General features: G+C 66.4%; 25 protein-coding genes and 1 other RNA gene. 15 read left to right on the top strand and 11 right to left on the bottom strand.

Annotation, left to right across the window (positions count from 1 at the left end):
* Positions 1-25: 25 nt before the first annotated feature.
* The gene (locus E7811_RS16845; protein WP_136395829.1) at positions 26-388 is read right to left on the bottom strand and encodes a helix-turn-helix domain-containing protein; all 363 of its coding nucleotides are present in this window, start codon (positions 386-388) and stop codon (positions 26-28) included.
* Positions 389-738: 350 nt separating this feature from the next.
* On the opposite strand from E7811_RS16845, the gene E7811_RS16840 reads away from it, so the two are divergent.
* From E7811_RS16840 to E7811_RS16830, 3 genes are all read left to right on the top strand, one after another.
* On the top strand, positions 739-1,701 hold the full coding sequence (locus E7811_RS16840) for an NADPH:quinone oxidoreductase family protein (protein ID WP_136395828.1): 963 nt from the start codon (positions 739-741) through the stop codon (positions 1,699-1,701).
* 159 nt (positions 1,702-1,860) lie between these two features.
* Positions 1,861-2,601, top strand: a complete 741-nt coding sequence (locus tag E7811_RS16835; RefSeq protein ID WP_136395827.1) for a Bax inhibitor-1/YccA family protein — start codon at positions 1,861-1,863, stop codon at positions 2,599-2,601.
* 112 nt (positions 2,602-2,713) lie between these two features.
* On the top strand, positions 2,714-3,184 hold the full coding sequence (locus E7811_RS16830) for a cupin domain-containing protein (protein ID WP_136395826.1): 471 nt from the start codon (positions 2,714-2,716) through the stop codon (positions 3,182-3,184).
* A 65-nt stretch (positions 3,185-3,249) separates the two neighbouring features.
* Here E7811_RS16830 and rpmG read toward each other — a convergent pair whose 3' ends face one another.
* The 6 genes from rpmG to gatC all read right to left on the bottom strand — a co-directional run bounded on the left by rpmG (position 3,250) and on the right by gatC (position 7,492).
* A complete protein-coding gene (rpmG, locus tag E7811_RS16825) occupies positions 3,250-3,417 on the bottom strand; it encodes a 50S ribosomal protein L33 (protein WP_136395825.1) in 168 nt (55 codons plus the stop codon).
* Between the two features lie 294 nt (positions 3,418-3,711).
* Positions 3,712-4,122, bottom strand: an RNA gene (gene rnpB / locus E7811_RS16820) — RNase P RNA component class A.
* Positions 4,123-4,134: 12 nt separating this feature from the next.
* Positions 4,135-4,818, bottom strand: a complete 684-nt coding sequence (locus E7811_RS16815; RefSeq protein WP_136395824.1) for an N-acetylmuramoyl-L-alanine amidase — start codon at positions 4,816-4,818, stop codon at positions 4,135-4,137.
* A gap of 4 nt (positions 4,819-4,822) precedes the next feature.
* A complete protein-coding gene (locus E7811_RS16810) occupies positions 4,823-5,692 on the bottom strand; it encodes a hypothetical protein (protein ID WP_136395823.1) in 870 nt (289 codons plus the stop codon).
* Between the two features lie 37 nt (positions 5,693-5,729).
* On the bottom strand, positions 5,730-7,208 hold the full coding sequence (gatA, locus tag E7811_RS16805; protein ID WP_136395822.1) for an Asp-tRNA(Asn)/Glu-tRNA(Gln) amidotransferase subunit GatA: 1,479 nt from the start codon (positions 7,206-7,208) through the stop codon (positions 5,730-5,732).
* Complete coding sequence (gene gatC, locus E7811_RS16800) at positions 7,205-7,492, bottom strand: Asp-tRNA(Asn)/Glu-tRNA(Gln) amidotransferase subunit GatC (protein WP_136395821.1); 288 nt, start codon at positions 7,490-7,492, stop codon at positions 7,205-7,207. The genes gatA and gatC overlap by 4 nt, the downstream gene beginning before the upstream one ends.
* Positions 7,493-7,686: 194 nt before the next feature.
* Between gatC and E7811_RS16795 the strand changes: the two genes are divergently transcribed.
* Complete coding sequence (locus tag E7811_RS16795; protein WP_136395820.1) at positions 7,687-8,382, top strand: metal-dependent hydrolase; 696 nt, start codon at positions 7,687-7,689, stop codon at positions 8,380-8,382.
* 95 nt (positions 8,383-8,477) lie between these two features.
* Here the strand turns inward: E7811_RS16795 and E7811_RS16790 are convergent, their stop codons facing one another.
* On the bottom strand, positions 8,478-9,902 hold the full coding sequence (locus tag E7811_RS16790; RefSeq protein ID WP_136395819.1) for an NCS1 family nucleobase:cation symporter-1: 1,425 nt from the start codon (positions 9,900-9,902) through the stop codon (positions 8,478-8,480).
* 208 nt (positions 9,903-10,110) lie between these two features.
* Between E7811_RS16790 and E7811_RS16785 the strand changes: the two genes are divergently transcribed.
* Positions 10,111-10,779 (top strand): GntR family transcriptional regulator, encoded by a 669-nt coding sequence (locus E7811_RS16785; RefSeq protein WP_136395818.1) that lies wholly within the window; start codon positions 10,111-10,113, stop codon positions 10,777-10,779.
* A gap of 27 nt (positions 10,780-10,806) precedes the next feature.
* Here the strand turns inward: E7811_RS16785 and E7811_RS16780 are convergent, their stop codons facing one another.
* Positions 10,807-11,259: a nucleoside deaminase gene (locus E7811_RS16780; protein ID WP_136395817.1), complete on the bottom strand. Its 453-nt coding sequence runs from the start codon at positions 11,257-11,259 to the stop codon at positions 10,807-10,809.
* A 103-nt stretch (positions 11,260-11,362) separates the two neighbouring features.
* Between E7811_RS16780 and E7811_RS16775 the strand changes: the two genes are divergently transcribed.
* From E7811_RS16775 to dtd, 10 genes are all read left to right on the top strand, one after another.
* Positions 11,363-12,871, top strand: a complete 1,509-nt coding sequence (locus E7811_RS16775; RefSeq protein WP_136395816.1) for a pseudouridine synthase — start codon at positions 11,363-11,365, stop codon at positions 12,869-12,871.
* A 104-nt stretch (positions 12,872-12,975) separates the two neighbouring features.
* Complete coding sequence (locus E7811_RS18375; protein ID WP_281277069.1) at positions 12,976-13,098, top strand: hypothetical protein; 123 nt, start codon at positions 12,976-12,978, stop codon at positions 13,096-13,098.
* A complete protein-coding gene (locus E7811_RS16770; protein WP_136395815.1) occupies positions 13,098-14,009 on the top strand; it encodes a 5-bromo-4-chloroindolyl phosphate hydrolysis family protein in 912 nt (303 codons plus the stop codon). The genes E7811_RS18375 and E7811_RS16770 overlap by 1 nt, the downstream gene beginning before the upstream one ends.
* A 31-nt stretch (positions 14,010-14,040) precedes the next feature.
* Positions 14,041-15,225 (top strand): toxic anion resistance protein, encoded by a 1,185-nt coding sequence (locus tag E7811_RS16765; protein WP_136395814.1) that lies wholly within the window; start codon positions 14,041-14,043, stop codon positions 15,223-15,225.
* Between the two features lie 89 nt (positions 15,226-15,314).
* Positions 15,315-16,226: a DUF2927 domain-containing protein gene (locus E7811_RS16760; RefSeq protein WP_136395867.1), complete on the top strand. Its 912-nt coding sequence runs from the start codon at positions 15,315-15,317 to the stop codon at positions 16,224-16,226.
* A 119-nt stretch (positions 16,227-16,345) separates the two neighbouring features.
* Positions 16,346-17,470: an SPFH domain-containing protein gene (locus tag E7811_RS18125; RefSeq protein WP_136395813.1), complete on the top strand. Its 1,125-nt coding sequence runs from the start codon at positions 16,346-16,348 to the stop codon at positions 17,468-17,470.
* A 19-nt stretch (positions 17,471-17,489) separates the two neighbouring features.
* On the top strand, positions 17,490-18,647 hold the full coding sequence (locus E7811_RS18120) for a TFIIB-type zinc finger domain-containing protein (RefSeq protein WP_136395866.1): 1,158 nt from the start codon (positions 17,490-17,492) through the stop codon (positions 18,645-18,647).
* 94 nt (positions 18,648-18,741) lie between these two features.
* Positions 18,742-19,707 (top strand): phosphoribosylaminoimidazolesuccinocarboxamide synthase, encoded by a 966-nt coding sequence (locus tag E7811_RS16745; protein WP_136395812.1) that lies wholly within the window; start codon positions 18,742-18,744, stop codon positions 19,705-19,707.
* 114 nt (positions 19,708-19,821) lie between these two features.
* Positions 19,822-20,760 carry a carbohydrate kinase family protein gene (locus E7811_RS16740; RefSeq protein WP_136395811.1) on the top strand — a complete coding sequence of 313 codons (939 nt, stop codon included), beginning with the start codon at positions 19,822-19,824 and terminating at the stop codon, positions 20,758-20,760.
* The gene (dtd, locus tag E7811_RS16735) at positions 20,757-21,191 is read left to right on the top strand and encodes a D-aminoacyl-tRNA deacylase (RefSeq protein ID WP_136395810.1); all 435 of its coding nucleotides are present in this window, start codon (positions 20,757-20,759) and stop codon (positions 21,189-21,191) included. Before E7811_RS16740 ends, dtd begins: the two co-directional genes overlap by 4 nt.
* 96 nt (positions 21,192-21,287) lie before the next feature.
* On the opposite strand, the gene E7811_RS16730 is transcribed toward dtd, so the two are convergent.
* Together E7811_RS16730 and E7811_RS16725 are read right to left on the bottom strand one after the other, a co-directional pair.
* The gene (locus E7811_RS16730) at positions 21,288-23,183 is read right to left on the bottom strand and encodes an acyl-CoA synthetase (RefSeq protein WP_136395809.1); all 1,896 of its coding nucleotides are present in this window, start codon (positions 23,181-23,183) and stop codon (positions 21,288-21,290) included.
* A 167-nt stretch (positions 23,184-23,350) separates the two neighbouring features.
* Entirely contained in the window at positions 23,351-25,138 is a 1,788-nt protein-coding gene (locus E7811_RS16725; protein ID WP_168733074.1) for an ABC transporter transmembrane domain-containing protein, read from the bottom strand.
* Between the last annotated feature and the right edge of the window lie 53 nt (positions 25,139-25,191).

Raw genomic sequence — 25,191 nt, 5'->3', positions numbered from 1 at the left:
GATGCGCCAGCCGGGGCGCGGCCCCTCAGGCCGCGTCGGACAGGACACGCGCCAATTCGAACAGCCGGCGGCGTTGCGCTTCGGGAATAGCATAGTAGCTGCGCAGCAGTTCCATCGCCTCCTTGTCGGCAAGGATGTCGCCCTGCGCGGGTGCAGCACTTTCGCGCGCGTCGTCAAGCCCCTCGAAGAAGAAGCCGATGGCAACACCCAGTGCATCCGCAATATCCCAAAGGCGCGATGCGCTGACCCGGTTCATGCCGGTTTCATATTTCTGGATCTGCTGAAACTTGATCCCCACCTTGTCGGCCAGCTGTTGCTGGGTCATGCCGATCATCCACCGGCGATGGCGGATGCGCTTGCCGACATGTGCGTCTACGGGGTGCTTCATCATTGGCTCCATGGCTGGACTCTGCGTCACTCGAACGGTCCGGAACCTTACCATCACCGGCAAACTCCCAGATTTCCTTCATTTTTCGTACTCGGAGCGGACCCACCTTCAAACCTGTCTTTTTGGATATGTCCAATTATACAGGCGAAAAACAGGATTGAACTGAACAGTTCAGGTCGCGCCAAGGTCGCGCAAGCACCCATTTCACTCTCCTTAAGCGAGTGTTGCGATTTGCATTGCATTTTGCGACACCATCTGCGCCGATTTTCGCATTTTGCAACATTTTCGACACTTGGCCATTCGGGGGGTTCTCCGGTATCTTTCTGCGACGCAGCACGGAGAAAAGTTGGATGCGGGCCTATCAGATCGCCGATTTCGGGAGTCAACCGCGAATCACCCAGCTTCCGATACCTCTTCCCGGCCCCGGAGAGGTGCGGGTCAGGATCGCCGCGGCGGGCCTGAACTTCGCCGATCTGCTGATGATCGAGGGCCGGTATCAGGAACGTCCGACACCCCCGGTGACGCTCGGGCTCGAACTTTCGGGGACGGTCGAGGCCCTGGGGCCGGGCGTGACCTCGCCCGCCGTCGGAACCCGCGTCGCGGTCTATTCCGGCCAGGGAGGGATGGCGACGCATGGCATCTTTCCGGCCGATCGCTGCCTGCCGATCCCGGACGGGATGGATTTCGAAACCGCCGCCGCCTTCCAGATCGCCTATGGCACCAGCCACCTTGCGCTGGATCATCGCGCCCGGCTGAAGCCGGGGGAAACGCTTCTGGTCCTTGGCGCCTCGGGTGGGGTGGGGCTGACCGCGGTCGAGATCGGCAAGCGGATGGGCGCCCGCGTGATCGCCAGCGCCCGGGGCGCCGAAAAGCTTGCCGTGGCGCGCGCGGCCGGCGCGGACGAGACGATCGACAGCGAAACCCCCGACCTGAAGGACGTGCTGAAGGCGATGGGTGGCGTCGATGTGGTCTATGATGCGGTCGGGGGCGACGCTTTCATGGCGGCGTTGCGCGCAACCCGGCCCGAGGGTCGGCTTCTGGCGATTGGCTTTGCCGGCGGGACTGTCCCGCAGATCCCGGCGAACCTCCTTCTGGTGAAGAACCTGACCGTGATGGGCCTTTACTGGGGCGGCTACCTGACCTTCGCGCCGAAGGTCCTGAACGACAGCCTGTCCACGCTGATGGGGTGGATTGCCGAGGGCAGCCTGCGCCCCCATATCAGCCACATCCTGCCGCTGGACCGGGCCGACGAGGCGCTGGCGCTGCTGCGCGACAGGAAGTCGACAGGTAAAGTTGTCGTGACCTGCGCGTGAGACAGGCCAGGGCAACGGCAACACCGGCCGAAAACATGACAAAAACAATTACGATTTCGGGCGGAAATGCTTGAAATGGGCCTGCGCTCTTCCGATATTCCGCAGGTAAGCCGCGCCATCGCAACGGATGCGGCCAAGGCCATTCCAACGGAGGGTTTCATGGCACAGTATGAAACGATCCGCACTGCGGGCGCAGGTGCCCGGACGGCGCAGATCGACGAGGGCCTTCGCGCCCACATGAACAAGGTCTACGGGCTGATGTCCGTGGGGATGCTGGTGACGGCGGGCGTCGCCTGGGCTGTCGGCACATCGGATGTGCTGCTGCAGATCTTCCGGGATCCCGTCACGCTGCGTCCGAACATCCTGGGCTGGGTGGTGATGTTCGCCCCGCTTGCGATGGTCTTTGCCTTCGGCGCGATGATCAACCGCCTGTCCTATTCCGCGGCTCAGCTGTTCTTCTACAGTTTCGCCGCCGTTATGGGCCTGTCGCTGGCCTGGATCTTCAAGGCCTTCACCGGCGCATCGATCGCGCAGACCTTCCTTGTCACCTCGATCGCCTTCGCCTCGCTGTCGATCTACGGCTATGTCACCAAGCGTGACCTGAGCGGCATGGGCACGTTCCTGATGATGGGCCTGATCGGCCTGATCGTCGCCTCGATCGTGAACATCTTCCTCGCCTCGGGCGCGATGGCCTTCGCCATCACGGTGATCGGCCTGCTGATCTTTGCCGGCCTGACCGCCTATGACACGCAGCGCATCAAGAACGACTACATCCAGCATGCCATGGCGATGGATTCCGAATGGCTTGGCAAGTCCGCCATCATGGGCGCGCTGAACCTCTACCTCGACTTCATCAACATGTTCATGTTCCTGCTGCAGTTCCTGGGCAACCGCGAATAAGCCGCACTCCGGCAGGACAAAAGGATCGGGCCGCCTTCGGGCGGCCCTTTTCATATCGCGATACGCGGTTCAGACTGGTGTTTCAGACTGCCGGAAAACGCAGGAGACCCGGATGCCGCATTTCCCGCTCGATGCCGCCCTGACCGACGAAAGCGACGGGCAGGGCAACCCCTGCGGCCCCTACCGGGCGCTCTTGCTGTCCGATACAGGCGGGCTGACGCAGTTCGGCGCCTTCATCGAAATCCTGCCGCCGGGGTCGCGATCCTCGCTCAAGCACTGGCATGCCGAGGAAGACGAATTGGTGCATGTCCTGACGGGCGAGGTACTGTTGCACGAAGGCGCGGCCGTCCATCACCTGCGCCCCGGCGATACCGCGACCTTCAAGGCCGGCGTCGCGGTGGGCCACTGCCTTGAAAACCCCGGCCCCGGGGAGGCGCGCTATCTGGTGATCGGCACGCGCGCGCCTGCCGATGTGGTGACCTATCCCGACCACGACCGGGTGCTTCATCTTGACCGCCGGGAAGGCACCCGCACTTACAGTGATCTGGCCGGCAACCCGGCCGATACGCCCTATCGGGCCTGATGGCGCCGCAGCCAATACAAAAGGCCGCCCGAAGGCGGCCTTGTGAAACGAGGTCTTGCAGGATCTTACTTGATCTTGCCTTCCTTGTATTCCACATGCTCCCGCTTCACGGGATCGTATTTCTTGACCGTCATCTTCTCGGTCATGGTGCGGGCGTTCTTCTTGGTCACATAGAAGTGCCCGGTGCCCGCCGTCGAGTTCAGACGGATCTTGATCGTCGTCGGCTTCGCCATCGTCTTTGTCTCCTAGAGCCGGGCAAACGCAGGCGCGGCCCGAAAAATCCTTGAAGCCCGCCTTTTACGGATGGCGGCGGCAGAGTCAACAGCCAAACCGCGCGAAATCCGATCTTGATGCGCGGCTTCGCCGCATTCCCCTTGCCGCGCCCGCGCCGCTTGCGCGGCTTGGCTCGGAATAGCCTCCGGCGGGGATATTCGGGCCAGAGTGAAGTCTGCTTTCCTTCCGGACAAAATATTCCGGGGGTGAGGGCTGCAAGGCCCGAGGGGGCAGAGCCCCCTTCTGTCCTGACGGTGCGCGGATGGCCTGTAAGCCGGATTCTGTTCCGGGGTTTCCCCCTTCGATGACCATTCCTCTGGTCCCGCCGTTACCGGCGGGATCGTGCTGCCAACCCGGGCCTCTGGGCTGAAGCGTCCCTGCGGAGGTCTCCGGCATCCCGTTTCCGGGAGGTCGCCGGACCTTTCCGCGCAAGGCCCCTATTCGGCATTGCTCCGGGTGGGGCTTGCCGTGCCGTCCCGGTTGCCCGGTCCGCGGTGGGCTCTTACCCCACCATTTCACCCTTACCCCGCAGGCGGGGCGGTATCATCTCTGTGGCGCTTTCCCTGGGGTTGCCCCCGCCGGGCGTTACCCGGCACCCTTGCCTCATGGAGTCCGGACTTTCCTCGACACACCTTGCGGCATCCCGCGGTCATCCGGCCATCCGCGCATCGGGCGGATTACGCCTGCAGCGCCCGCGCGTCAACGGGAAAGCGCGCGGCAAGGTCGGCGGCAAGGGCTGCGTCGGTGGCGTCCTCGGGGCCGGTCGCCCAAGGACGGAACCGCAGGCGGAAGGCGGCCAGCAGAAGGTCGGGCGCGACATCGGGATAGCCGAAGGCGCGGGCGCTGGCGGCGAAATCCGGCACCTCGGCGCCGCTGCCCGTTTCGGGCCAGACCGACAGCCCGCGAAGCGCAAGGCGGCGCCAGTCGAACCGCGCGCCGGGGTCGATCTTGCGGCCCGGCGCCATGTCGGAATGGGCGATGACCCGTTCCGGCGCGATCTGCCAACGGTGCATCAGATCGGCCAGAAGCGCCTCGAGCGCGGCCATCTGGCGCTGCGGATAGGGATGGGCGCCGGTGTTCACCAGTTCGATGCCGATCGACCGGGAATTGACGTCGCGCACCTGCCCCCAGGCCCCTGCCCCGGCGTGCCAGGCGCGCAGTTCCTCGGGGACGAGCGGGATCACCGCGCCATCCTCGGCAATCATGTAATGGGCCGAAACCTCGGCCTCGGGGTCGCAGAGCCGGTCGCGCGCGGCATCGGCGCTGTCCATTCCGGTATAGTGCAGGACGATCAGGTCAGGCAGCGCCCCGCCCCGCCTTGGCCCGCAGTTGGGCGAGGGAAAGGCGGAGGCCCTCAGCATCGCATCAGTTGGCGCGGAACGGGCGCGGGTCCCAGCCGCAGACAAAGCCGTCGCCGTCCGGGTCAAGGCCCCTCGGGTCCTTCTCGGGGCCGCCCGCCGCAAGGAAGGCGCGCTGCGCCTGATCGGACGATCCGTAGCGCCCGCAGGCGGCATCGGCATTGGCCATGCGCAAGGCCGGGCGCTTGTAGACCGGGGTGCCCGGCAGGTGGGTCGTCGACAGGGCGAAGGCCACGATGTTCGGGCCGGAATCGCCACGGCGTTCCGGCAGGGCGGTGGGTTGGACGACCTGATCGGGCGTGATCACCTGATACTGGGCGCGGTTGCGTTCAAGGCGCGCCTTGTCGGATTCGATCGTCTCGCGCGCCGCGACGGCGTTGAAGTCCTGTTCGTCCGAGATGCCGATGTTGTCGGGATTGACCTCGCCCGCCTGGATCTGGATCCCCGCGGGCGCATCGCCGCGCGGACGGTCGGCCGAAAGCGACGCGCCGACGTCCGAGCCGATCACCGCCCCCGACGGGGGCATGCCGGGAAGGGCCTGGGGTTGCGGCGGCAGGGGTGTGCCCGCCTCGGCCGCGTCGATCGCTGCGCCCAGGCGTTCGGTCGAGAAGCCGGTCTGCGGCGATGCACCGGGCGTCATCCCCGGCACGGCGCCCGGCATCGCCGACAGCGGCGCGCCCGGATCGGTCACGCCCTGCCCGTATGCATTGACCGGAGGCAACTGCGCCTGCATCGCGCCGGACAGCTGCGCCTCGCGCTGCGTCTGATAGGTGGCGTAATCGCCAAAGCCCACCCCGGCCCCGGAATCCGGGACAGAGGGCGTGCAGGCCGCAACGGCGGCGGCGGTCGCAAGCAGGCAGGGCAGTCGGCGCAGCATCGGAAACACCTCGGGTTTCGGCATCACAGCGGGGCGATTACCACCATTTCTGCGGCTTCGCCACAAATCCGGCGGCCCGTTCGAGCACATAGGCGTGATTCAGCAGATCACCCTCTTCCCAGGGCCGGCCGATCAGTTGCAGCCCCAGCGGCAGGCCCTGCCCGTCAAGACCCACGGGCACCGAGATGCCCGGCAGGCCGGCCAGGTTCACCGTTACCGTGAAGACGTCGTTCAGATACATCTGGATCGGATCGGCCTGCGACATCTCGCCCAGGCCGAAGGCCGCACTGGGGGTGGCAGGCGTCAGGATCGCGTCCACCCCGGCGGCGAAGGCCTGTTCGAAATCGCGCTTGATCAGCGCCCGCACCTTGCGGGCACGGTTGTAATAGGCGTCGTAGAAGCCCGCCGACAGCACATAGGTCCCGATCATCACGCGGCGCTGCACCTCGTGGCCGAAGCCTTCCGCGCGGGTCTTTTCATACATCTCGGTCACGCCGTCGCCGTGCGAGAGCTTGGCGCGGTGGCCATAGCGCACCCCGTCATAACGGGCGAGGTTCGACGAAGCCTCGGCAGGGGCGATGACGTAATAGGCAGGCAGCGCGTATTTCGTGTGCGGCAGGCTGATGTCGACGATCTCGGCGCCCGCATCGCGCAGCATCTCGGCGCCCCGGTGCCAGAGCGCGTCGATCTCGGCGGGCATGCCGTCGATGCGGTATTCACGCGGGATGCCGATCTTCTTGCCCCGGATGTCGCCGGTCAGGGCGGCCTCGAAATCCGGCACGGGAATGTCCGCGCTGGTCGAATCCTTCGGGTCGTGGCCCGCCATCGCGCCCAGCATGATCGCTGCGTCACGCACCGATTTCGTCATCGGGCCGGCCTGATCCAGCGACGAGGCAAAGGCCACGATGCCCCAGCGGCTGACCCGGCCATAGGTCGGCTTGATCCCGACGATCCCGGTGAAGGCCGCGGGCTGGCGGATGGAACCGCCGGTATCGGTGCCGGTCGCGGCAAGGCACAGATCACCCGCAACCGCAGCCGCCGACCCGCCCGACGATCCGCCCGGCGTCAGTTCGCGGTCGTCGATCCGCCAGGGGTTCACCGCAGGGCCATAGCACGACGTCTCGTTCGACGAACCCATCGCGAATTCGTCCATGTTGAGCTTGCCCAGCATCACCGCACCGGCCTCGAACAGCCGGGTGGTCACGGTGGATTCATATTCCGGCCGGAACCCGCGCAGGATGTTCGACGCCGCCTGCGAGGGCACGCCCTTCGTGCAGAACAGGTCCTTGATACCCAGGGGAATCCCGCACATCGCGGGCGCGTCGCCCTGCGCCAGCCGCGCATCGGCCGCCCGCGCCTGGTCCAGCGCGATCTCGGGTGTCTTGTGGACATAGGCGCCAAGCGCATCGCCCGCGTCCATCGCGGTCAGGCAGGCCATCGTCAGGTCGGTCGCGGTGATCTCGCCCTTCTTCAGCGCGTCGCGCGCGGCGGCGATCGTCCAGGTATTCGCGGTCATTCCACCACCTTCGGCACAACGAAAAAGCCCTCGCGCGATTCCGGCGCGTTCTTCAGCACGGCTTCCTGGATGTTGCCATCCGTCACCACATCGGCGCGCCGCTTCAGCCGCATCGGCGTAACCGAGGTCATCGGCTCAACCCCGGTCACGTCGACCTCGTTCAGCTGTTCCATGAAGGTCAGGATGCCCGACAGCTCGCCCGCAAGCGCGGCCAGATCGGATTCGTCCACCTGAATGCGGGCAAGCTTTGCCACCCGCCGCGCGGTTTCCACGTCGATCGACATGCGATCCCCCTTGAATTGGCACCCGTGAATTCGTCACGCCCCGTTTATCCGCGACCGACCAGCGCTGCAAGGGTGACAGGCCGCCGACCCGCGCGCGCCCGCGCCGTCACCCCGCGCGATCACGGCGTGACACGGGGCGGCCATCAACCTAGGTTAGCAGCGCACGCATGACAGAAGAAAAAAGGAGAACACGCATGCACATCACATGGCTTGGCCATTCCGGCTTCCGGATCGAGGTGGAACAGGCAGTCCTTCTGATCGACCCCTGGCTGACCGGAAACCCGATGTTTCCCGCCGCCCGCCGGGCCGAGGCGATCGGGGGGGCGACGCATGTCCTTCTGACCCACGGGCATGGCGATCATACGGGCGATGCCTGGACCATCGCGGCCGAACTGGGCGTTCCCCTGGTCGGCATCTACGATCTGGTCGCCGCCCATCCGGCGCGGGCGGGCGTGGACAACATCGGTTTCAACAAGGGCGGTACGGTCGATCTGAACGGGGCCCTGGTGACGATGGTCAACGCCTGCCATTCCTCCACCCGCGAGATCGACGGCAAGCCGGTGGCAGTGGGCTCCGAGGCGGGGTTCATGATCGCGGGCGAGGACCACACGATCTATGTCTCGGGCGATACCGACATCATGGCCGACATGGACTGGATGGCCGACCTGCACCAGCCCGATATCGGCATCCTGTCGGCGGGGGGGCATTTCACGATGGACATGAAGCGCGCGGCCTACGCGGCGAACCGCTATTTCAACTTCCGCACCATCATCCCCTGCCACTACCGCACGTTCCCGGTGCTGGAACAATCGGCCGATGCCCTGCGTTCAGGCGTGAAACCCGGCGTGCAGGTGATCGAACCCGAGGTGATGGAACCGATCACGATCTGATCCGCAAAAAAAGGCCCCGAGCGCGATCGCGGTCGGGGCCAGGGGGAAAGGGTCCGGCACGGGGGCAACCCGCCCCCGGACCGGACCGGGAAAGCTCAGACGGGAACCCTGCCCCTGGCGCGGACAAGATAGATCACCCCGCCCAGAACCGCGCCGATGATCCAGCCATAACCTTCCAGTTGGCCAAGGGCCGGCACCCAGACCGTGGCGACCGAGAAGACCGCCGCGATCCCGAAGGCCACCAGCGCATGGTCGTTCCAGCCGTTGCCATAGCGATAGGTGCCGCGATCCTCGTTATACAGGTCATCCAGTTTCAGCTTCTGGCCACGGATCAGATAGTAATCCACGATCATGATCCCGAAGATCGGCGCAAGGGTCGCCCCAAGCGTGTTGACGAACCCGCTGATCCCAAACTGGCTGATGAACCCGGTCCAGAACCCGCCGATCACCAGCGCAAAGCCCGACGTGATCAGCCCCGCCTTGCGGAACCCGATGGTTGAGGGCGACAGGTTGGCGATCCCGTTGACCGCCGGAATGAAATTGGCCACCAGGTTGATGCCCACCGTCGCGGCAAAGAAGGTAATCGCAGCGACGACCGCCAGCAGGACGCTGTCCGTCCGCTCCACGATCTCGGTCGGGTTCACCAGCGCCTCGCCATAGACCACCGCGGCCCCTGCCGTGGTCAGCAGTGCCAGCGCCGAGAACAGGATCATGTTGAACGGCAGCCCCGCCAGGTTGCCCCGAACCATCGCAGGCTTGTCCTTGGCATAGCGCGAAAAGTCGCTGAAGTTGATCATCACGGCGGCAAAATAGGCGACCATCGTTCCGAAGATGGCGATGAATCCCTTGAACTCGGTGCCCCAGGTCGCATCGGGATTGGCAAAGATGGTTTGCGCCTGCGACAGCAACTGGCCGTCGGACTTGATCCACAGCACGACCACAAGCCCGATCATCACGGCATAGACGAAGGGACCGGCAAAGTTCAGGAACCCCTCGACCCAGCCCATGCCACGCCAGAAGATGACGATGTGGAAGGCCCAGACCAGAACGAAGGACATCCAGTCCACGCTCGTCAGCCCCATGACCTCGGGCCCGCCGGTGATCCCGGTCAGCGACCGGATCAGAAGCGCAAGCGCCGTGGATGCGAAATAGACCTGCACGCCGTACCAGAATACCGCGACGACGGCGCGCAGCACGGCGGGCAGCTTGGCCCCTTCGGTGCCCATGCTGGCCCGCGCCAGCACCGGATAGGGGATCCCGTAGCGTTCGCCGGGCGCGCCAGACAGGTTGACCATGTACATCACGAACAGCCCGGCGGCGATAAGGGCGGCAAAGGCCGTCCATCCTGTCACCCCGAACGAGATGAACAAGGACGCCACCAGCGAATAGCCGAACAGCGACTGGATGTCGTTGGCCCAGACGTTGAAGATGGCAAACCAGCCCCAGGATTTCTCCTGTGCCGTGACAGGGCGCAATGCGTCCTCGGAAATTTCCACGCCCTCGGCGGTTGTCGAATGCATCGGTGTCCTCCTCCTGTGGTCTGCCCCGGTCCCTCGCCGCGACAGTCGGTTCAAGGTGACAGGTTTTCTGACCTGCCTATTGTTATGTCATCTGAAATGTTACAGACTATTCCAGCCGTTGATACGTCGAAAATCCGGATAGGAGTTTCAGGGTTTTCCGCATAATCACGGTCAGGTCCGCAGGCCACACGCCCGCAAGGAGGAAACGTTGAACGCAGACAGGCAGCAGGCAGCGCCGGGGGGCGATACGCTGGCGGTTCAGGCGCATCACTCGCTCATCGCGGCACTTCGCGACGGGCGCATCCGCAGCGGGGCCTTTCTTTCAACCCCCATGCTGGTCGAGATGCTGGGCCTGCCTCTTGCCGCAGTGCGTGAGGCGGTCAAGCTGGCCGAGGCGGGGGGCGTCGTCTCGGTCCTGCCGAAGCGCGGCATTGTCGTGATGGACGCGGGACCCGAAATGACGCGCGAATGTCTGGAACTGCGTGCCATCTTCGACAGCGAGGGCGCGCGCCGCATCATCGAAACCGGCGCCTCCCTGCCCCTGTCACAACTGCGCGACGCCCATGAAGCCCTGCGAGACGAGGCCAGGGCGGGGATCACCCCCGAAACCCAGCGCCGGGCGATCCTGACCGACCTGTCGCTCCACGACGCCCTGTCGGAAGGCATAGGCCTGACACTGGCGGCACGCCTTTATGAAGACAACCGCAACCGGATCGCGATCATCCAGAACCAGCGCTCCTTCCTGCCGGACCGGATCGTTCCCGCGATGGACGAACATCTGGCCATCATCGACGCGCTGGAACGCCGCGATGCCGACCGCGCCGTGGCGGCGATCCGGCACCATCTGGCCAATACCCTGCGCTGGTGGGGCGTCTAGGCGTTCCCCCGCGCCGGCGTGATGCCGTCACTCGCGCCGCCCGGCGAAAAAGCCCTTCAGCAAGCGTTCCGCCTCGCCCCCTCCGATCCCGTCATAGACCTCGGGGACATGGTGGCACTGCGGATGGGCAAAGACACGCGCGCCCTGCGCAACGCCGCCCGATTTCGGGTCCGCCGCGCCATAGTAAAGCCGGGCGATCCGCGCGAAGGAAATCGCCGCGGCACACATCGGGCAGGGTTCCAGCGTCACATAAAGGTCGTGTCCCGGCAGCCGTTCCGACCCGGCGGCGGCACAGGCCGCGCGGATCGCCAGCACCTCGGCATGGGCGGTCGGATCGGCCAGTTCGCGCGTCCGGTTGCCCGCGCGCGCCACCACCCGGCCGTCGGGCGCCACGATTACCGCGCCCACCGGCACCTCGCCGCGCGCGCCCGCCGCCCGCGCTTCGTCCAGCGCCTGATCCATGTACGACCGGAATTCCATCGCTGCCCGTTGCGCCTTCAACCTGATCCAAATACCCTGCAGGGGGTCCGGGGGTGCAAAACCCCCGGCCCTCGTTTCCCCTCTCGCGCGAAGGTCGCCCCCCATGCCCCGGAAATCAAGCCCCGCCAAGGCACCCCCCGCGACCCCCGCGCCCGAGGGCGAACGCATCGCCAAAGTGATGTCGCGGTCGGGCGTCGCCTCGCGCCGCGAGGCGGAACGGATGATCGAGGCGGGCCTCGTCAAGGTCAATGGCAAGGTCATCGACAGCCCGGCGCTGAACGTGACGCCGCGCGACAAGATCACCGTCGACGGCAAGCCGCTGGCCGCGCCCGAACCCGCGCGGCTCTGGCTTTATTACAAGCCCGAGGGGCTGGTCACATCGGAGGCCGATGAAAAGGGGCGGGCCACGGTGTTCGAAAGCCTGCCCCCCGAAATGCCCCGGGTAATGAGCGTGGGGCGGCTCGACCTCAATTCCGAAGGGCTGCTGCTCCTCACCAACGACGGCGAGTTGAAGCGGCGCCTCGAACTGCCCTCGACCGGCTGGCTGCGCAAGTACCGGGTCCGCGTGAAGGGCACCCCCACCGATGCCGATCTGGACCCCCTACGCAAGGGCATCGTCGCGGATGGCGAGACGTTCCAGCCGATGCAGGTCGTGCTGGACAAGCTGCAGGGGGCGAATGCCTGGCTGACGGTGGGCCTGCGCGAGGGCAAGAACCGCGAGATCCGCCGCGCCATGACCGAAATCGGGCTGACGGTGAACCGGCTGATCCGCATCAGCTATGGCCCCTTCCGCCTGAACGACCTGCAACCCGGCGAGGTCGAGGAAGTGCGTCCGCGCGTCCTGAAGGATCAACTGGGCCTGTCGATCGAGGAACACGAGGCGGCCCCCCCGGCCCGCACCCGCCGCACGGCGACGTCCGGCGCGCGCGCCCCTGCCCCGGCGCCGAAACCGGCGACCGGAACGGCCGCCAGAACGGCAGCCAGAACTTCAGCCGGCACAGGCGGCAGCCGAACGGGAAAGGCTCCGGCCACGTCGTCGGCAGGGTCCGCATCCCATGCCGCGGCCAAGCCCGCGACCCGCAGCCGGACGGCGACACGGGGGGCGGCCGCCTCCCCCGCCCTGCGCGAGTTGTCCGAAACCTGGACGAAGGCGATCACGCCCAAGTCCGGCGCACGACCCGCGCGCCGGGACAAGGCCGGGGCAGACCCCGCCGGGCGGCCCGCCCGCAGCACCGAACGGCAAGGCGAGCGGGGCGAACGGGGCGAACGGATCGAACGCACGGGCGTCCGGACGGATGACCGCACGGCGGACCGGACCGCAGCGACCAAGCCCGCCTCAAGGCCCGCGCGCCCTGCGGCGAAACCGGCGGCGAAACCGGACGCGAAGGCAAGGCCTGCACCCTCGGGCACGGCAAGGCCGCGCACTGCGGCCAAACCCGCCGCAAAATCCACTCCCAGATCCACCGCCCCAGCCACCGAAAGACCGACCTCCAAATCCGCCCCGCGCAAGACCGGCGGGGCCGCGCCCCGGTCCGGGCCGTCCGGCGGCACGCGCGGCACCGGCGCGCCCCGCGGCAAGCCACGCGGCAAGCCCCCGCGCGAGGGCCGCTGACTGCGCGCGACCCCGGCCCGGCAAGGGGGAAGACAGCGGCAATTTTCCGCCTGCCTGAGTACTGGCAAGGGAACAACCCTTGGCCTATAGTCGAAAAAAGCCGCATGGCCCCGGACGGGGCAGTTCAGCCGGACGGGGAGCACATGACCGGAAAAGGGATGCAATCCATTGCCTATTTCCTACTTCTGGCGCTGATCTTCTATGTCGGCACGCTGGGGGCTTCGTGATGGCGGAACGGTTCGGCGGAAAGTACAGTCCCGATGGCGGCCCGCGGCGCAATCATCCCCCCGCCCCGCCGGGCAGCGGCGATCAGCCACCCCGCAATCCCTATGACGAACGCCGCCGCACCCGCGCGGGCAGCCGGTCGAATCTGCTGTTCTTCGTGCCGCTGATCTTTCTGATCGGGGCGTTTCGCGGCGACCCCGCAACGCTTGTGCTGTCACTTCTGGCCGGTGGGCTCCTGCTTCTGGCGGCATGGCTGACGCGCGAGGGGATCCTTGCGCACGAGGCCTATGACGCCCGCCGCGTGGCCCGCCGCCCGGCCTTTCCGCGCAAGATATTCGGATCGGTGCTGACCGGGCTCGGCCTTGCCGCGGGCACCATCGGCGGCGGCGAAGGCCCGCTTTACGCCGCACTTTTCGGGGTGATCGGCGCGGGCCTGCACCTTTTGTCCTTCGGCCCCGATCCCTTGCAGAACAAGGGCATGGAAGGCGTCGACCAGTTCCAGACCGACCGCGTGGCCCGTGCCGTGGACGAGGCGGAAAAACACTTGGCTGCGATGAAGGACGCGATCCTGCGGGCGGGGGACCGGTCGCTGGAAGCGCGCGTCGAACGGTTTGCGCAAACCGCGCGCGGCCTGTTCCGCACGGTCGAGGGCGATCCTGGCGACCTGACCGCGGCACGAAAGTATCTGTCAGTCTATCTGATGGGCGCGCGCGACGCGACGGCCAAGTTCGCCGACCTTTACGCGCGCAACCGCAACGCCAAAGCGCGCGCCGATTACGAGGCGCTGCTGACCGATCTGGAAACCACCTTCGCCAGCCGGACGACGGCACTTCTGGAAAACAACCACGCCGATCTGGATGTGGAGATCCAGGTTCTGCGTGAACGGCTTCAATTTGAAACACCGGCACGATGACCGGCCGCCCGACACAGTGGGAGATTACCGAATGACCGAGAACATCCGCACCGCCGCCGCCCAGGCCCTTGCCGAAGTCGAGGCCGTCACCGCCGTCATCCTGCCCGAACCGGGCACCGCCATCGTGCCGCTGGAAGCCGCGCCCGCCCCGGTCGCCAAGGACATCCGCAGCCGGATGGATGAGATCGACCTGGGCAACACCCAGTCGATCATCTCGTTCGGGTCGTCGGCGCAGGCGGAATTGCAGGTCATCAGCCAGCAGATGCTGCAGGATGTGAAGAACAAGGACGTGGGCCCCGCCGGTGACAGCCTGCGCACCATCGTGTCGTCGATCCGGGGGTTTTCCGTTTCGGAACTGGATGTGCGCCGCACCCGTTCGTGGTGGGAAAAGCTCTTGGGCCGCGCGGCCCCGTTTGCCAAGTTCGTCGCCCGCTATGAAGAGGTGCAGGGCCAGATCGACCGCGTGACAGAAGACCTTCTGGGGCACGAACACAAGCTGCTGAAGGACATCAAGTCGCTGGACGTCCTCTATGCCAAGACACTGGATTTCTACAACGAACTGGCGCTTTACATCGCGGCGGGCGAGGCCAAGCTGAAAGAGGTGGATGCCACCGTCATCCCCGCGAAAGAGGCCGAGGTCGCCGCCGCGCCGGAAAACGAACAGGTGCTGAAGGCGCAGGAGCTGCGCGACCTGCGCGGCGCGCGCGACGATCTGGAACGCCGCATCCACGACCTGAAGCTGACCCGCCAGGTCACGATGCAGTCGCTGCCGTCGATCCGGCTTGTGCAGGAAAACGACAAGTCGCTGGTGACAAAGATCAACTCGACCCTCGTCAACACCGTGCCGCTTTGGGAAACCCAGCTGGCGCAGGCGGTCACGATCCAGCGTTCGCGCGAGGCGGCATCGTCGATCAAGGCGGCAAACGACCTGACCAACGAACTTCTGACCTCGAACGCGGAAAACCTGCAGCAGACCAATCGCATCGTCCGCGAAGAGATGGAGCGCGGGGTCTTCGACATCGAGGCGGTGAAGAAGGCCAACGCGACGCTGATCGCCACGATCAACGAAAGCCTTCAGATCGCCGACGAGGGCAAGAAGAAGCGCGCCGCGGCCGAGGCCGACCTGCAGAAGATGGAGGCCGAACTGCGCGACACGCTCGCCGCTGCAAAGGCCCGGTCCACCGGGCTGGGCGACGCCACCGGCACCGCCGTTTGAACCAAGGAGACGCAGAGATCGTGACCACCACGGGCACTTTCCCGTCCAGCGCCCGATCCGGCCTGCGGCACCTGCCGCGCGCCGGGCTGATGGCCCTTGCCCTTGCCGGCTGCGTGGCCACGACCCCGGCCACGGACCGCCCCGACCGCCCGGTGACGGCTACGCCACGCACATCGACTACGCCTTCCGCCTCGGCCGAAAGCCAGGCGCTCGCGGCCTATTTCGCGCAGATCCAGAACGATTTCATCGCGCAGGGGATGTTGCGGACGGATGGCGGGGGGGCCGATGCCCCCTTCACCGACCGGATGCTGACCGACAATTTCATCCGGATCGCCCTGTTTGACGAATACGAACGCACAGCCGGCGGCCTGGTCCAGCGCGAGATCAGTTCCACCCTGCGGCGCTGGACGGGGCCGGTGCGCGTGGGGGTGAACTTCGGCGCGACGGTTCCCGAAAGCCGCCGTGCCACGGATCGCGCGCGGCTGGCCTCGTATCTGGCGCGGCTGTCCTCGATCACCGGCCACCCGATCGCGCTGACCGATCCGGCGACGGCGAATTTCCAGGTGCACATCGTCAACGAAGACGAACGGCGCGCGCTGGCCCCGGCGATCCGCGCCTTCCTGCCCGATCTGTCGCCTGTCGAGGTGATGGGGCTGACAAACCTGCCGCGCAGCACCTACTGCATCGTCTATGCCGTGTCCGAAGGCAGCTCCAGCGTCTACAAGCGCGCCTTCGCGGTGATCCGGGCCGAACATCCCGATCTCTTGCGGCTGTCTTGCATGCACGAAGAGATCGCGCAGGGGCTGGGCCTTGCCAATGACAGCCCGATGGCACGGCCGTCGATCTTCAACGACGACGAGGAATATGCGCTTCTGACCCGGCAGGACGAGCTGATGCTGAAGATCCTCTACGATCCGCGCCTGCGGCCCGGCATGACGGCGGCCGAGGCACGGCCGATCGTGGCGGAAATCGCCTATGAGCTGATCGGGGGCGAAAGCTGATGCCGACGCGCGGCCGGAACGCCGAAAGGGGGGACGCCGCCCACCGGGTGCGCCGGAATTGACGAAGATGCAGGGTTCGTGAAACGGTTCGTTTGCCGGACCAGGATTTGGAGGACGCGATGGGTATTCTGGATTTTCTGAGCGGTCAGTTCATCGACGTGATCCACTGGGTCGATGACACGCGCGACACGATGGTCTGGCGCTTCGACCGCGAGGGGCACGAGATCAAGTATGGCGCCAAGCTGACGGTGCGCGAGGGTCAGGCGGCCGTCTTCGTGCATGAAGGCCAGCTGGCCGATGTCTTTGGCCCCGGCCTTTATTTCCTTGAAACCAACAACATGCCCATCCTGACCTCGCTTCAGCATTGGGATCACGGGTTCAAGTCGCCGTTCAAGTCGGAAATCTACTTCATCAACACGACGCGGTTCAACGACCTGAAATGGGGCACCAAGAACCCGATCATGGCGCGCGATCCGGAATTCGGCCCGGTGCGCCTGCGCGCCTTCGGCACCTATTCCATGCGCGTGTCCGACCCCGCGAAGTTCATGACCGAGATCGTGGGCACCGACGGCGAATTCACCTCGGACGAGATCAGCTTCCAGATCCGCAACATCATCGTGCAGGAATTCTCGCGCATCATCGCGGGTTCCGGTATCCCGGTGCTGGACATGGCGGCGAACACCGCAGACCTGGGCAAGCTGGTCACCACCGCAATCGCGCCCAAGGTGGCCGACTACGGGCTGAGCCTGCCCGAGTTCTACATCGAGAACGTGAGCCTGCCCGAAGAGGTGGAAAAGGTGCTGGACAAGCGCACCTCGATGGGGATCGTCGGCGACATGAACCGCTACATGCAGTTCAACGCCGCCGAGGGGTTGGCACAGCCCGGTTCCGCAATGGGTGCGGGGATGGGTGCCGCGATGGGGGCGGGGATGGGCATGGCGATGGCGCAGCCCCATGCCGCAGGCCCCTGGGGCGCTGCGCCCGCCGCGGCCCAGCCACCCGTCGCCCCGCCCGCGCCGCCGCCCCCTTCGCCCGATACGGTCTGGCACATCGCCGACAATGGCGCGACGAAGGGGCCGTTCTCGACCGCCTCCCTTGGCCGGATGGCCGGCGATGGCAGCCTGACGCGCGATACACTGGTCTGGACAGCGGGCCAGGACGGCTGGAAGCGGGCCGAGGACGTGCCTGCCGTCGCCCGGCTTTTTACCGTCCTGCCGCCGCCCCCGCCGCCGCCGTCGGCCTGACCGGAGGCCAGTCTTGGCCATCGCCGAGGAACACCGCTATCCCTGCGAACAGTGCGGGGCCGACCTGAGGTTCCAGCCCGGAGCGTCGCAACTTGTCTGCGACCACTGCGGCCATGTCCAGGCGATCCCCGAGGCAGGCCGCCGACAGGTGGAACGCGCGCTTGGCGAACTCGATCTGGCGCGCGCGCTGAAGGATGACCTGCCGCCGGACGCGATGGAGGAGGTGCGGTCCACGACCTGCCCGTCCTGCGGCGCGGTGGTGGAGTTTTCGGGCGCTTCGCACGCCACGGAATGTCCGTTCTGCGCCACGCCCGTGGTCGTCGATACCGGCACCCACCGCCATATCAAGCCGCAGGCCCTGATCCCCTTCGCGCTGGACGAACGCGAGGCCCGCAGCGCGATGACGAAATGGCTGGGCAGCCTGTGGTTCGCGCCGAACGGCCTGCTGGAATACGCCCGCAAGGGCCGCGCGATGACCGGCGTCTATGTCCCGCACTGGACCTTCGACGCCGATACCGCGACCCGCTATCGCGGCCAGCGGGGCGATGCCTATTACGAATCCCGCACCGTGACCGTCACCGTGAACGGCAAGGCGGAACGGCGCACCGAACAGGTCCGCAAGATCCGCTGGACCCCTGTCACCGGCAAGGTGTCGCGCCGGTTCGACGACATGGTCGTCATGGCCTCGACCTCGGTGCCGGCGCGGCTGGGTGACGGACTCACACCGTGGGACCTGTCCGCCCTTGTCCCCTATTCGCCCGACTACCTGTCGGGCTTCCATGCCGAGGGCTATACCGTGACCCTTGCCCGGGGACATGCCGAGGCGCGCGAAAGGATGGGGCGGATCATCGCGGGCGACATCCGCAATGACATCGGCGGCGACGAACAGCGCATCGACGGGGCCGAGACGAACTGGCGCGACGAGACGTTCAAGCACGTCCTGCTGCCGGTCTGGACCGCCGCCTACAAGTACAACGGCCGTAGCTTCCGGTTCCTGGTCAACGGGCAGACCGGCGAGGTGCAGGGCGAACGCCCCTGGTCGGTGTGGAAGATCCTGTTCGCTGCGCTGGTCGTGGCGATCTTCCTGGGCGCGCTGGCCTATGCCAACGACCCCGAAGCCTTCCACGACGCCTTCGGCCTGTCGGGCAACGAACTGCCGGAGTGGCTGACTGACTGACGGCACGGGCGGTTCGCGCCCCGTGCGACCGCGGCGCATGGTTGACTCCGCCCTGCCCCGGGCCGATAGGGGGGCACCAACCGCGGAGGCCCCGATGCGCGTCCTTGACCACGCCCGCATTCCCGAATTGCCCAACCCCTATTTCGGCAAGGTGCGCGACTGCTATGACCTGCCACCCGATGCCGACCATCCCGAAGGCCGCCGCATCCTGATCTCGTCCGACAGGATCTCGGCCTTCGATCGCATCCTGGCCTCGATCCCGTTCAAGGGGCAGGTTCTGACGCAGGTGGCGCGGTTCTGGTTCGACCGGACGGCCGACATCTGCGCCAATCACGTGCTGGACTATCCCGACCCGAACGTGGTGATCGGCAAGCGGCTGACGATCCTGCCGGTGGAAATCGTCGTGCGCGGTTATCTGGCAGGCACCACCGGAACCTCGATCCTGACGCTTTACAGGAAGGGCCAGCGGCAGATGTACGGCCACACCCTGCCCGAGGGGCTGCGCGACAATCAGGCGCTGCCGCAGCCGATCATCACCCCCACCTCGAAGGCCTTCGACGGCGGGCATGACGAACCGCTGACCGCGGCCGAGATCGTCGGACAGGGCCTTTTGACACAGGCGCAGTGGGACGAGGTTTCGGCCAAGGCGCTGGCACTGTTCGCGCGCGGGCAGAAGATGGCCGCCGAACGCGGGCTGATCCTTGTGGATACGAAATACGAATTCGGCACCGATCTGGCGGGCAACATCCTGATCGCCGATGAGATTCACACGCCCGATTCCAGCCGCTACTGGCTGGCCGACGGGTATGAGGCGGCCCTGCGCGACGGCACCCGCCCACCCAGTTTCGACAAGGACGTGATCCGCGCCTGGGTCGCGGCGCGCTGCGATCCCTATTCCGATCCTATCCCCGAAATCCCGGCCGAGATGATCGAACGCACCAGCCGGGTCTATATCGACGCCTACGAGGCGATCACCGGGCAGGCCTTCGTGCCCGATCTGGGCGGGGCGACGCCCCTTGACCGGGTCCGCGCCAATCTGGCCCGGTATTTTGTGACCTGACCGGGCCGGGGGCCAGCCCCCGGACCCCCGGGGTATTTCGATCAGGTTGAATGGGCGTGTTTGCGCTAACATGCGGATGTTGGCTATAAGCCCGGAAAACCGGGGGAGGCTGGGATGATTCTGAGTTGTGGCGAGGCGCTGATCGACATGCTGCCGCGCGTGACCACCGAAGGCGAGGCGGCCTTTGCCCCCTATGCGGGCGGCGCCGTCTTCAACACGGCGATCGCGCTTGGCCGTCTGGGGGCGCCATCGGCCTTCTTTTCGGGCGTTTCGACCGACATGCTGGGCGAGATCCTGGCAGAGACGCTGCGGGCCTCGAAGGTCGACACCCGGTTTCTGGCGCGTTCCGAGAGGCCCACCACGGTGGCTTTCGTGCAGCTGGTGAACGGGCAGGCGACCTATGCCTTCTATGACGAGGCGACGGCGGGGCGGATGCTTTCGGTCGATCAGTTGCCCGACCTGCCCGCAGGCGACCTGCCCGACAGGGTAGACGCCCTGTTCTTCGGCGGCATCAGCCTGGTGAACGATCCCGCCGCCGCGACCTACGAGGCGCTTCAGGCGCGCGAGGCGGGCGCGCGCGTGACGATGATCGACCCGAACATCCGGCCCGGCTTCATCGCCGGGCGCGAGGCGGACTATCGCGCGCGGATCGGCCGGATGATCGCCCGGGCCGACATCGTGAAGCTTTCCGACGAAGACCTGCACTGGCTGGAGGGTCCGGGCGAGTTGACGGACCTTGCGCGCGGGATCCTTGCGCGCGGGCCGAAGGTGGTTTTCGTGACCGAAGGGGCGGACGGTGCCCGCGCCGTGACCGCAGCCCATGACCGCCGCGCCCCCGCGCGGCGCGTGACCGTGGCCGATACCGTGGGGGCGGGCGACACGTTCAACGCGGGCGTCCTTGCCGCCCTGCATGAGGCGGGCGCCCTGACGAAGCCCGCCATCGCCGACCTTCCCGCCGCAACGCTTGACGCGGCGCTGGATCTGGGCATCCGCGCCGCCGCCGTCACCGTCAGCCGCCCCGGCGCCAACCCGCCCTGGAGGGCCGAACTGTGAGAGCCGTCATCCAGCGCGTCAGCCGCGCCTCCGTCACGGTCGAGGGCCGCGTCACCGGCGAGATCGGGCCGGGCCTGATGATCCTTGTCTGCGCCATGCAGGGCGACACCGAAAGGAATGCAGACCAGCTGGCGGCCAAGATCGCGAAGCTGCGCATCTTCAAGGACGAGGCCGACAAGATGAACCTGTCTGTCCGCGACATCGGCGGCTCGGCCCTGATCGTCAGCCAGTTCACGCTTGCCGCCGACCTGCGCGGCAACAGGCCCGGATTTTCCACCGCCGCGGCCCCCGATGAAGGCCGGCGGCTTTATGAATATTTCACCGCGAGGATGCAGGCCGAAGGTGTGCCCACGGCCAACGGCATCTTCGGTGCCGACATGGACGTGAGCCTGAACAACGACGGCCCCGTCACGATCTGGATGGAGATGTAGGGGGTTCCGCGCCCTGCCTCCTGCCGTCCGGAGTATCCTTGGGGGCAGTGAAATCGCCGCAGGCGAAGAGGGGGGCAGACAGCCCTCCTTTTCCTGTCAGTCGATCCATTCCCACGGCCGGGTGAATTCGCCCAGCACATGTTTCAGGCGCTCCTCGTCGGTGCCCGGCGCGCGCGACAGGCGGGCCACGAGGCCACGCTTCTTGTCCTCGATCACCTGTTCGACACGCACACCGGCAAACCCGGCGGCATTCAAAGCCTCGTCATAAACCCGGGTGATCGCCATCCTGCGCAGGTCGGGTTTGAACACCTTGCCCACCGCCGTCTTGGGCAGTTCGTGCAGGATCTCGATATGTTTGGGCAGCGCCGCGCGTTCGTGGATATGGGCGCGGGCATAATCCATCAGTTCCTCGACCGTGGCCGTGGCGTTCTTGACCAGTTCGACATAGGCGCAGGGAAGTTCGCCGGCGAAGGCGTCGGGCTGGCCGATCGCCCCCACGAAGGCCACTGCCTCATGGCCCATCAGCGCCTCTTCGATGATCGCGGGGTCGATGTTGTGGCCGCCGCGGATGATCAGGTCCTTGGCCCGGCCCGTGATGTAAAGATAGCCATCGGCGTCGATGCGCCCCAGATCGCCCGTGCGCAGGAAGCGCCCGTCGGCAAAGAGGTCGCGGTTCTTGTCGACCTCGGTATAGGTCGAGCCCTCGAACACGCCGGGGTTCGAGACGCAGATCTCGCCCACTTCGTCCACGCCGCAATCAAGGAACGCGCCCATCCCGTCGGTCCGAAGGATGCGGACCTGCGTGTGCGGGAAGGGAATCCCGACCGAGCCGATCTTCTTGATCCCGTCCGGCGGGTTGCAGGACACAAGGCAGGTGCATTCCGTCAGGCCATAGCCTTCGATGATCTGCACGCCCGTGGCCTTCTCGAACCGGTTGAACAGTTCGATCGGCAGCGGGGCCGATCCCGAGAACGCCCCCCTGAGGCTGGAGACATCGGCATTGACCGGGCGCTGCATCAGTGCCGCCAGCGCGGTGGGAACGGTGATCATGTAGCTGACGCGCCAGCGTTCGACGAGCTTCCAGAAATTGTCGAACACCCCCTCGCCGCGATAGCCCTGGGGCGTGGGAAAGACCACATGCGCCCCCGAGGCGATCATCGACATCAGGATCGGATAGGCGGCAAAGACATGGAACAGCGGCAGCGGGCAGATCACCACATCCTGTTCGGTGAACAGCAACCTCTGGCCCAGCCAGCCGTTGTAGACCATCCCCGAAACCTTGTGCTGGGCGACCTTGGGCATGCCCGTGGTGCCGCCGGTGTGGAAATAGGCGGCGACGCGGTCGGTCGTGCCATCGGCGAAGGACAGCTTCACCGCCGAATGGCGGCGCATCTCGGCATTGAAATCCTTTATATTCGCCGTGTGGATCGCGGGGTTCTTCGGCCGGATCAGCGGCACGATCCAGCTTTTCGGCGGTGCCAGGTAGCGGTTCAGGTCGACCTCGAGCACGGTCTTGACCGAGGGTGCGTGCCGCACCGCCTCGGCCACCTTCTGTGGCAGGTCGGTCTTGGGAAAGGCCTTCAGCGTGACGACGACCTTCGCGTTCGTCTCGCGCAGGATGGCGCTGATCTGTTCGGGTTCCAGAAGCGGGTTGACCGGGTTCACGATCCCCGCCACCGCCCCGCCCAGAAGCGCCACGACCGTTTCCATCGAATTCGGCAGGACATAGGCGACCACGTCCTTTTCCCCGACCCCGAGACTGCGGAACAGGTTCGCGGCCTGCGTCACGCGCCCGTGCAGATCGGACCAGGTCAGCGTTTCGGCCTTGTCGCCGGGTCCGGACATCAACTGGAAACTGACCGCGGGGCGGCTGCCGAAGCGTTCCTTCGCCTCGCTCAGGAAGCCATACATCGACTTGGCCACGGGCCGTTCCGCCCAGGCCGATTCCGCTTCAATGGCATTTCGATCCGCAACCGAGGCGAATTTCGTCATCCGGCATTTCCTCCCCAAGCGTCCCGGTTTCCTTGTCGTCCGGGATCATGTCCTCGGCGGGAAGGATGCTGGGTTTTGCCGCGTGCCGCAAGCCTCGGCTGCGCGCCGCTACGCCACGTCAAAGACCGTTGACGCCGCGTTCCGGGGGATGCCAGGCGTCGGTGCGGTCAGAGGGACTGCCCGTCGGTGAACTGAAGTCGGGCAAGCCGCGCATAAAGCCCGCCGCCCGCGACAAGCTGGTCATGGGTGCCGGTCGCCACGATCCGCCCGTCCTCGAACACGACAATCCGGTCGGCCCGCTTCACCGTCGCCAGACGATGCGCCACCACCAGAACGGTGCGGCCCTTCGACAGTTCCTCCACCGCGGCCTGGACGGCGCGTTCGCTTTCCGCGTCAAGCGCGCTTGTCGCCTCGTCCAGGAGCAGAACGGGGGCGTCGCGCAGGATCGCGCGGGCGATGGCTATCCGCTGCTTCTGCCCGCCCGACAGCATCACGCCGCGTTCCCCCACATAGGTGTCATAGCCCTGGGGCATGGCGGAAAGGAAATCATGCGCGGCGGCGGCGCGGGCGGCGGCCTCCACCTCGGCATCCGAGGCATCGGGGCGGCCGAACCGGATGTTTTCCCGCGCCGAGGCGGCAAAGATGACCGGATCCTGAGGCACGAGCGCGATCTGGCTGCGGAAATCGGCGCGCGTCATGTCGCGAAGGTCGATCCCGTCCAGCGTCACCCGGCCTTCCTGCGGGTCGTAGAACCGTTGCAGAAGCTGCAGAATCGTCGTCTTGCCGGCGCCCGACGGCCCGACCAGGGCCACCGTCTCGCCCGGACTGACGGCAAGGTCCACCCCGTTCAGGGCCGAGGTTTCCGGCCGCGCCGGATAGGCAAAGCGCACCCCTTCAAAGGCGATGGCCCCCATCGCGGGCTTCGGCAACGCCCGCGGGCGCGGCGGGTCCTGCACCGCGTCGGTGGCGTTCAGAAGTTCGACCAGCCGTTCGGTCGCCCCTGCGGCACGCTGCAACTCGCTCCAGATTTCGGACAGGGCGCCGACGGACCCCGCCACCATCACCGCGTAGATCACGAACTGGATCAGCAGACCCGGGCTCATCACGCCCTCGCGGACGTCGCGCGCACCGATCCACAGAACGCCGACGACCCCGGCAAAGACGAGGAAGATCACGATCACCGTCATCACGGCGCGCGTTGCGATCCTTCGCCGCGCGGCGTCAAAGGATTTTTCCGTCACAAGCCCAAAGGCCGCGCGGCTGCGATCCTCATGGGTGAAGGCCTGCACCGTCTGCACCGATTGCAGCGATTCCGAGGCATTGCCGGACGAGGCCGCGATCCAGTCCTGGTTCTCGCGGCTCAGGACGCGCAGGCGGCGCCCGAGCACGATGATCGGCACGACGACCGCAGGCACGATCAGCAGCACAAGCCCGGTCAACTTGGCCGACGTCAGCATCAGCGCGATCAGGCCGCCGATCAGCATCAGGACGTTGCGCAGCGCGACCGAAACCGAGGATCCGATCACCGAAAGGATCAGCGTCGTATCCGTGGTCAAGCGGCTGAGCACCTCGCCGGTCAGGATGCGTTCGAAGAAGGCGGGCGACAGGCCAAGCACCCGGTCGAACACCGCGCGCCGGATATCGGCGACCACGCGTTCGCCCAGCTTGGTGACAAGGTAGTAGCGAAAGCCCGTGCCCACGGCCAGAAGCGCCGCCAGCGCCATCGCCGCAGCGAAATACCGGTCCAGCAGGGAAACGTCTCCCTCGTTGAACCCGTCCACGACCCGGCGAACGGCAAGCGGCAGCGCCAGGCTGACCATCGCTGTCAGCGTCAGCGCCGCCAGGGCAAGGACGACCAGCCCCCGGTAAGGCCGCAGGAACGGGACCAGCCCGCTGAGCGCGCCCACGCGCTTTGACTTCTCGCGTTCTTCCAGAACTTCCTTGCCTCGGGCCATGAATGCGTCCTTCCTGTTCCGGGCACCGGGTTTAGGCGGCAAATCCGCCCCCG

It is taken from the genome of Aliigemmobacter aestuarii, from assembly GCF_004799285.1.
GTDB lineage: Bacteria > Pseudomonadota > Alphaproteobacteria > Rhodobacterales > Rhodobacteraceae > Aliigemmobacter > Aliigemmobacter aestuarii.
The sequence above is the reverse complement of the archived record's forward strand: the minus strand, read 5'-3'. Positions and strand labels throughout refer to the sequence as shown.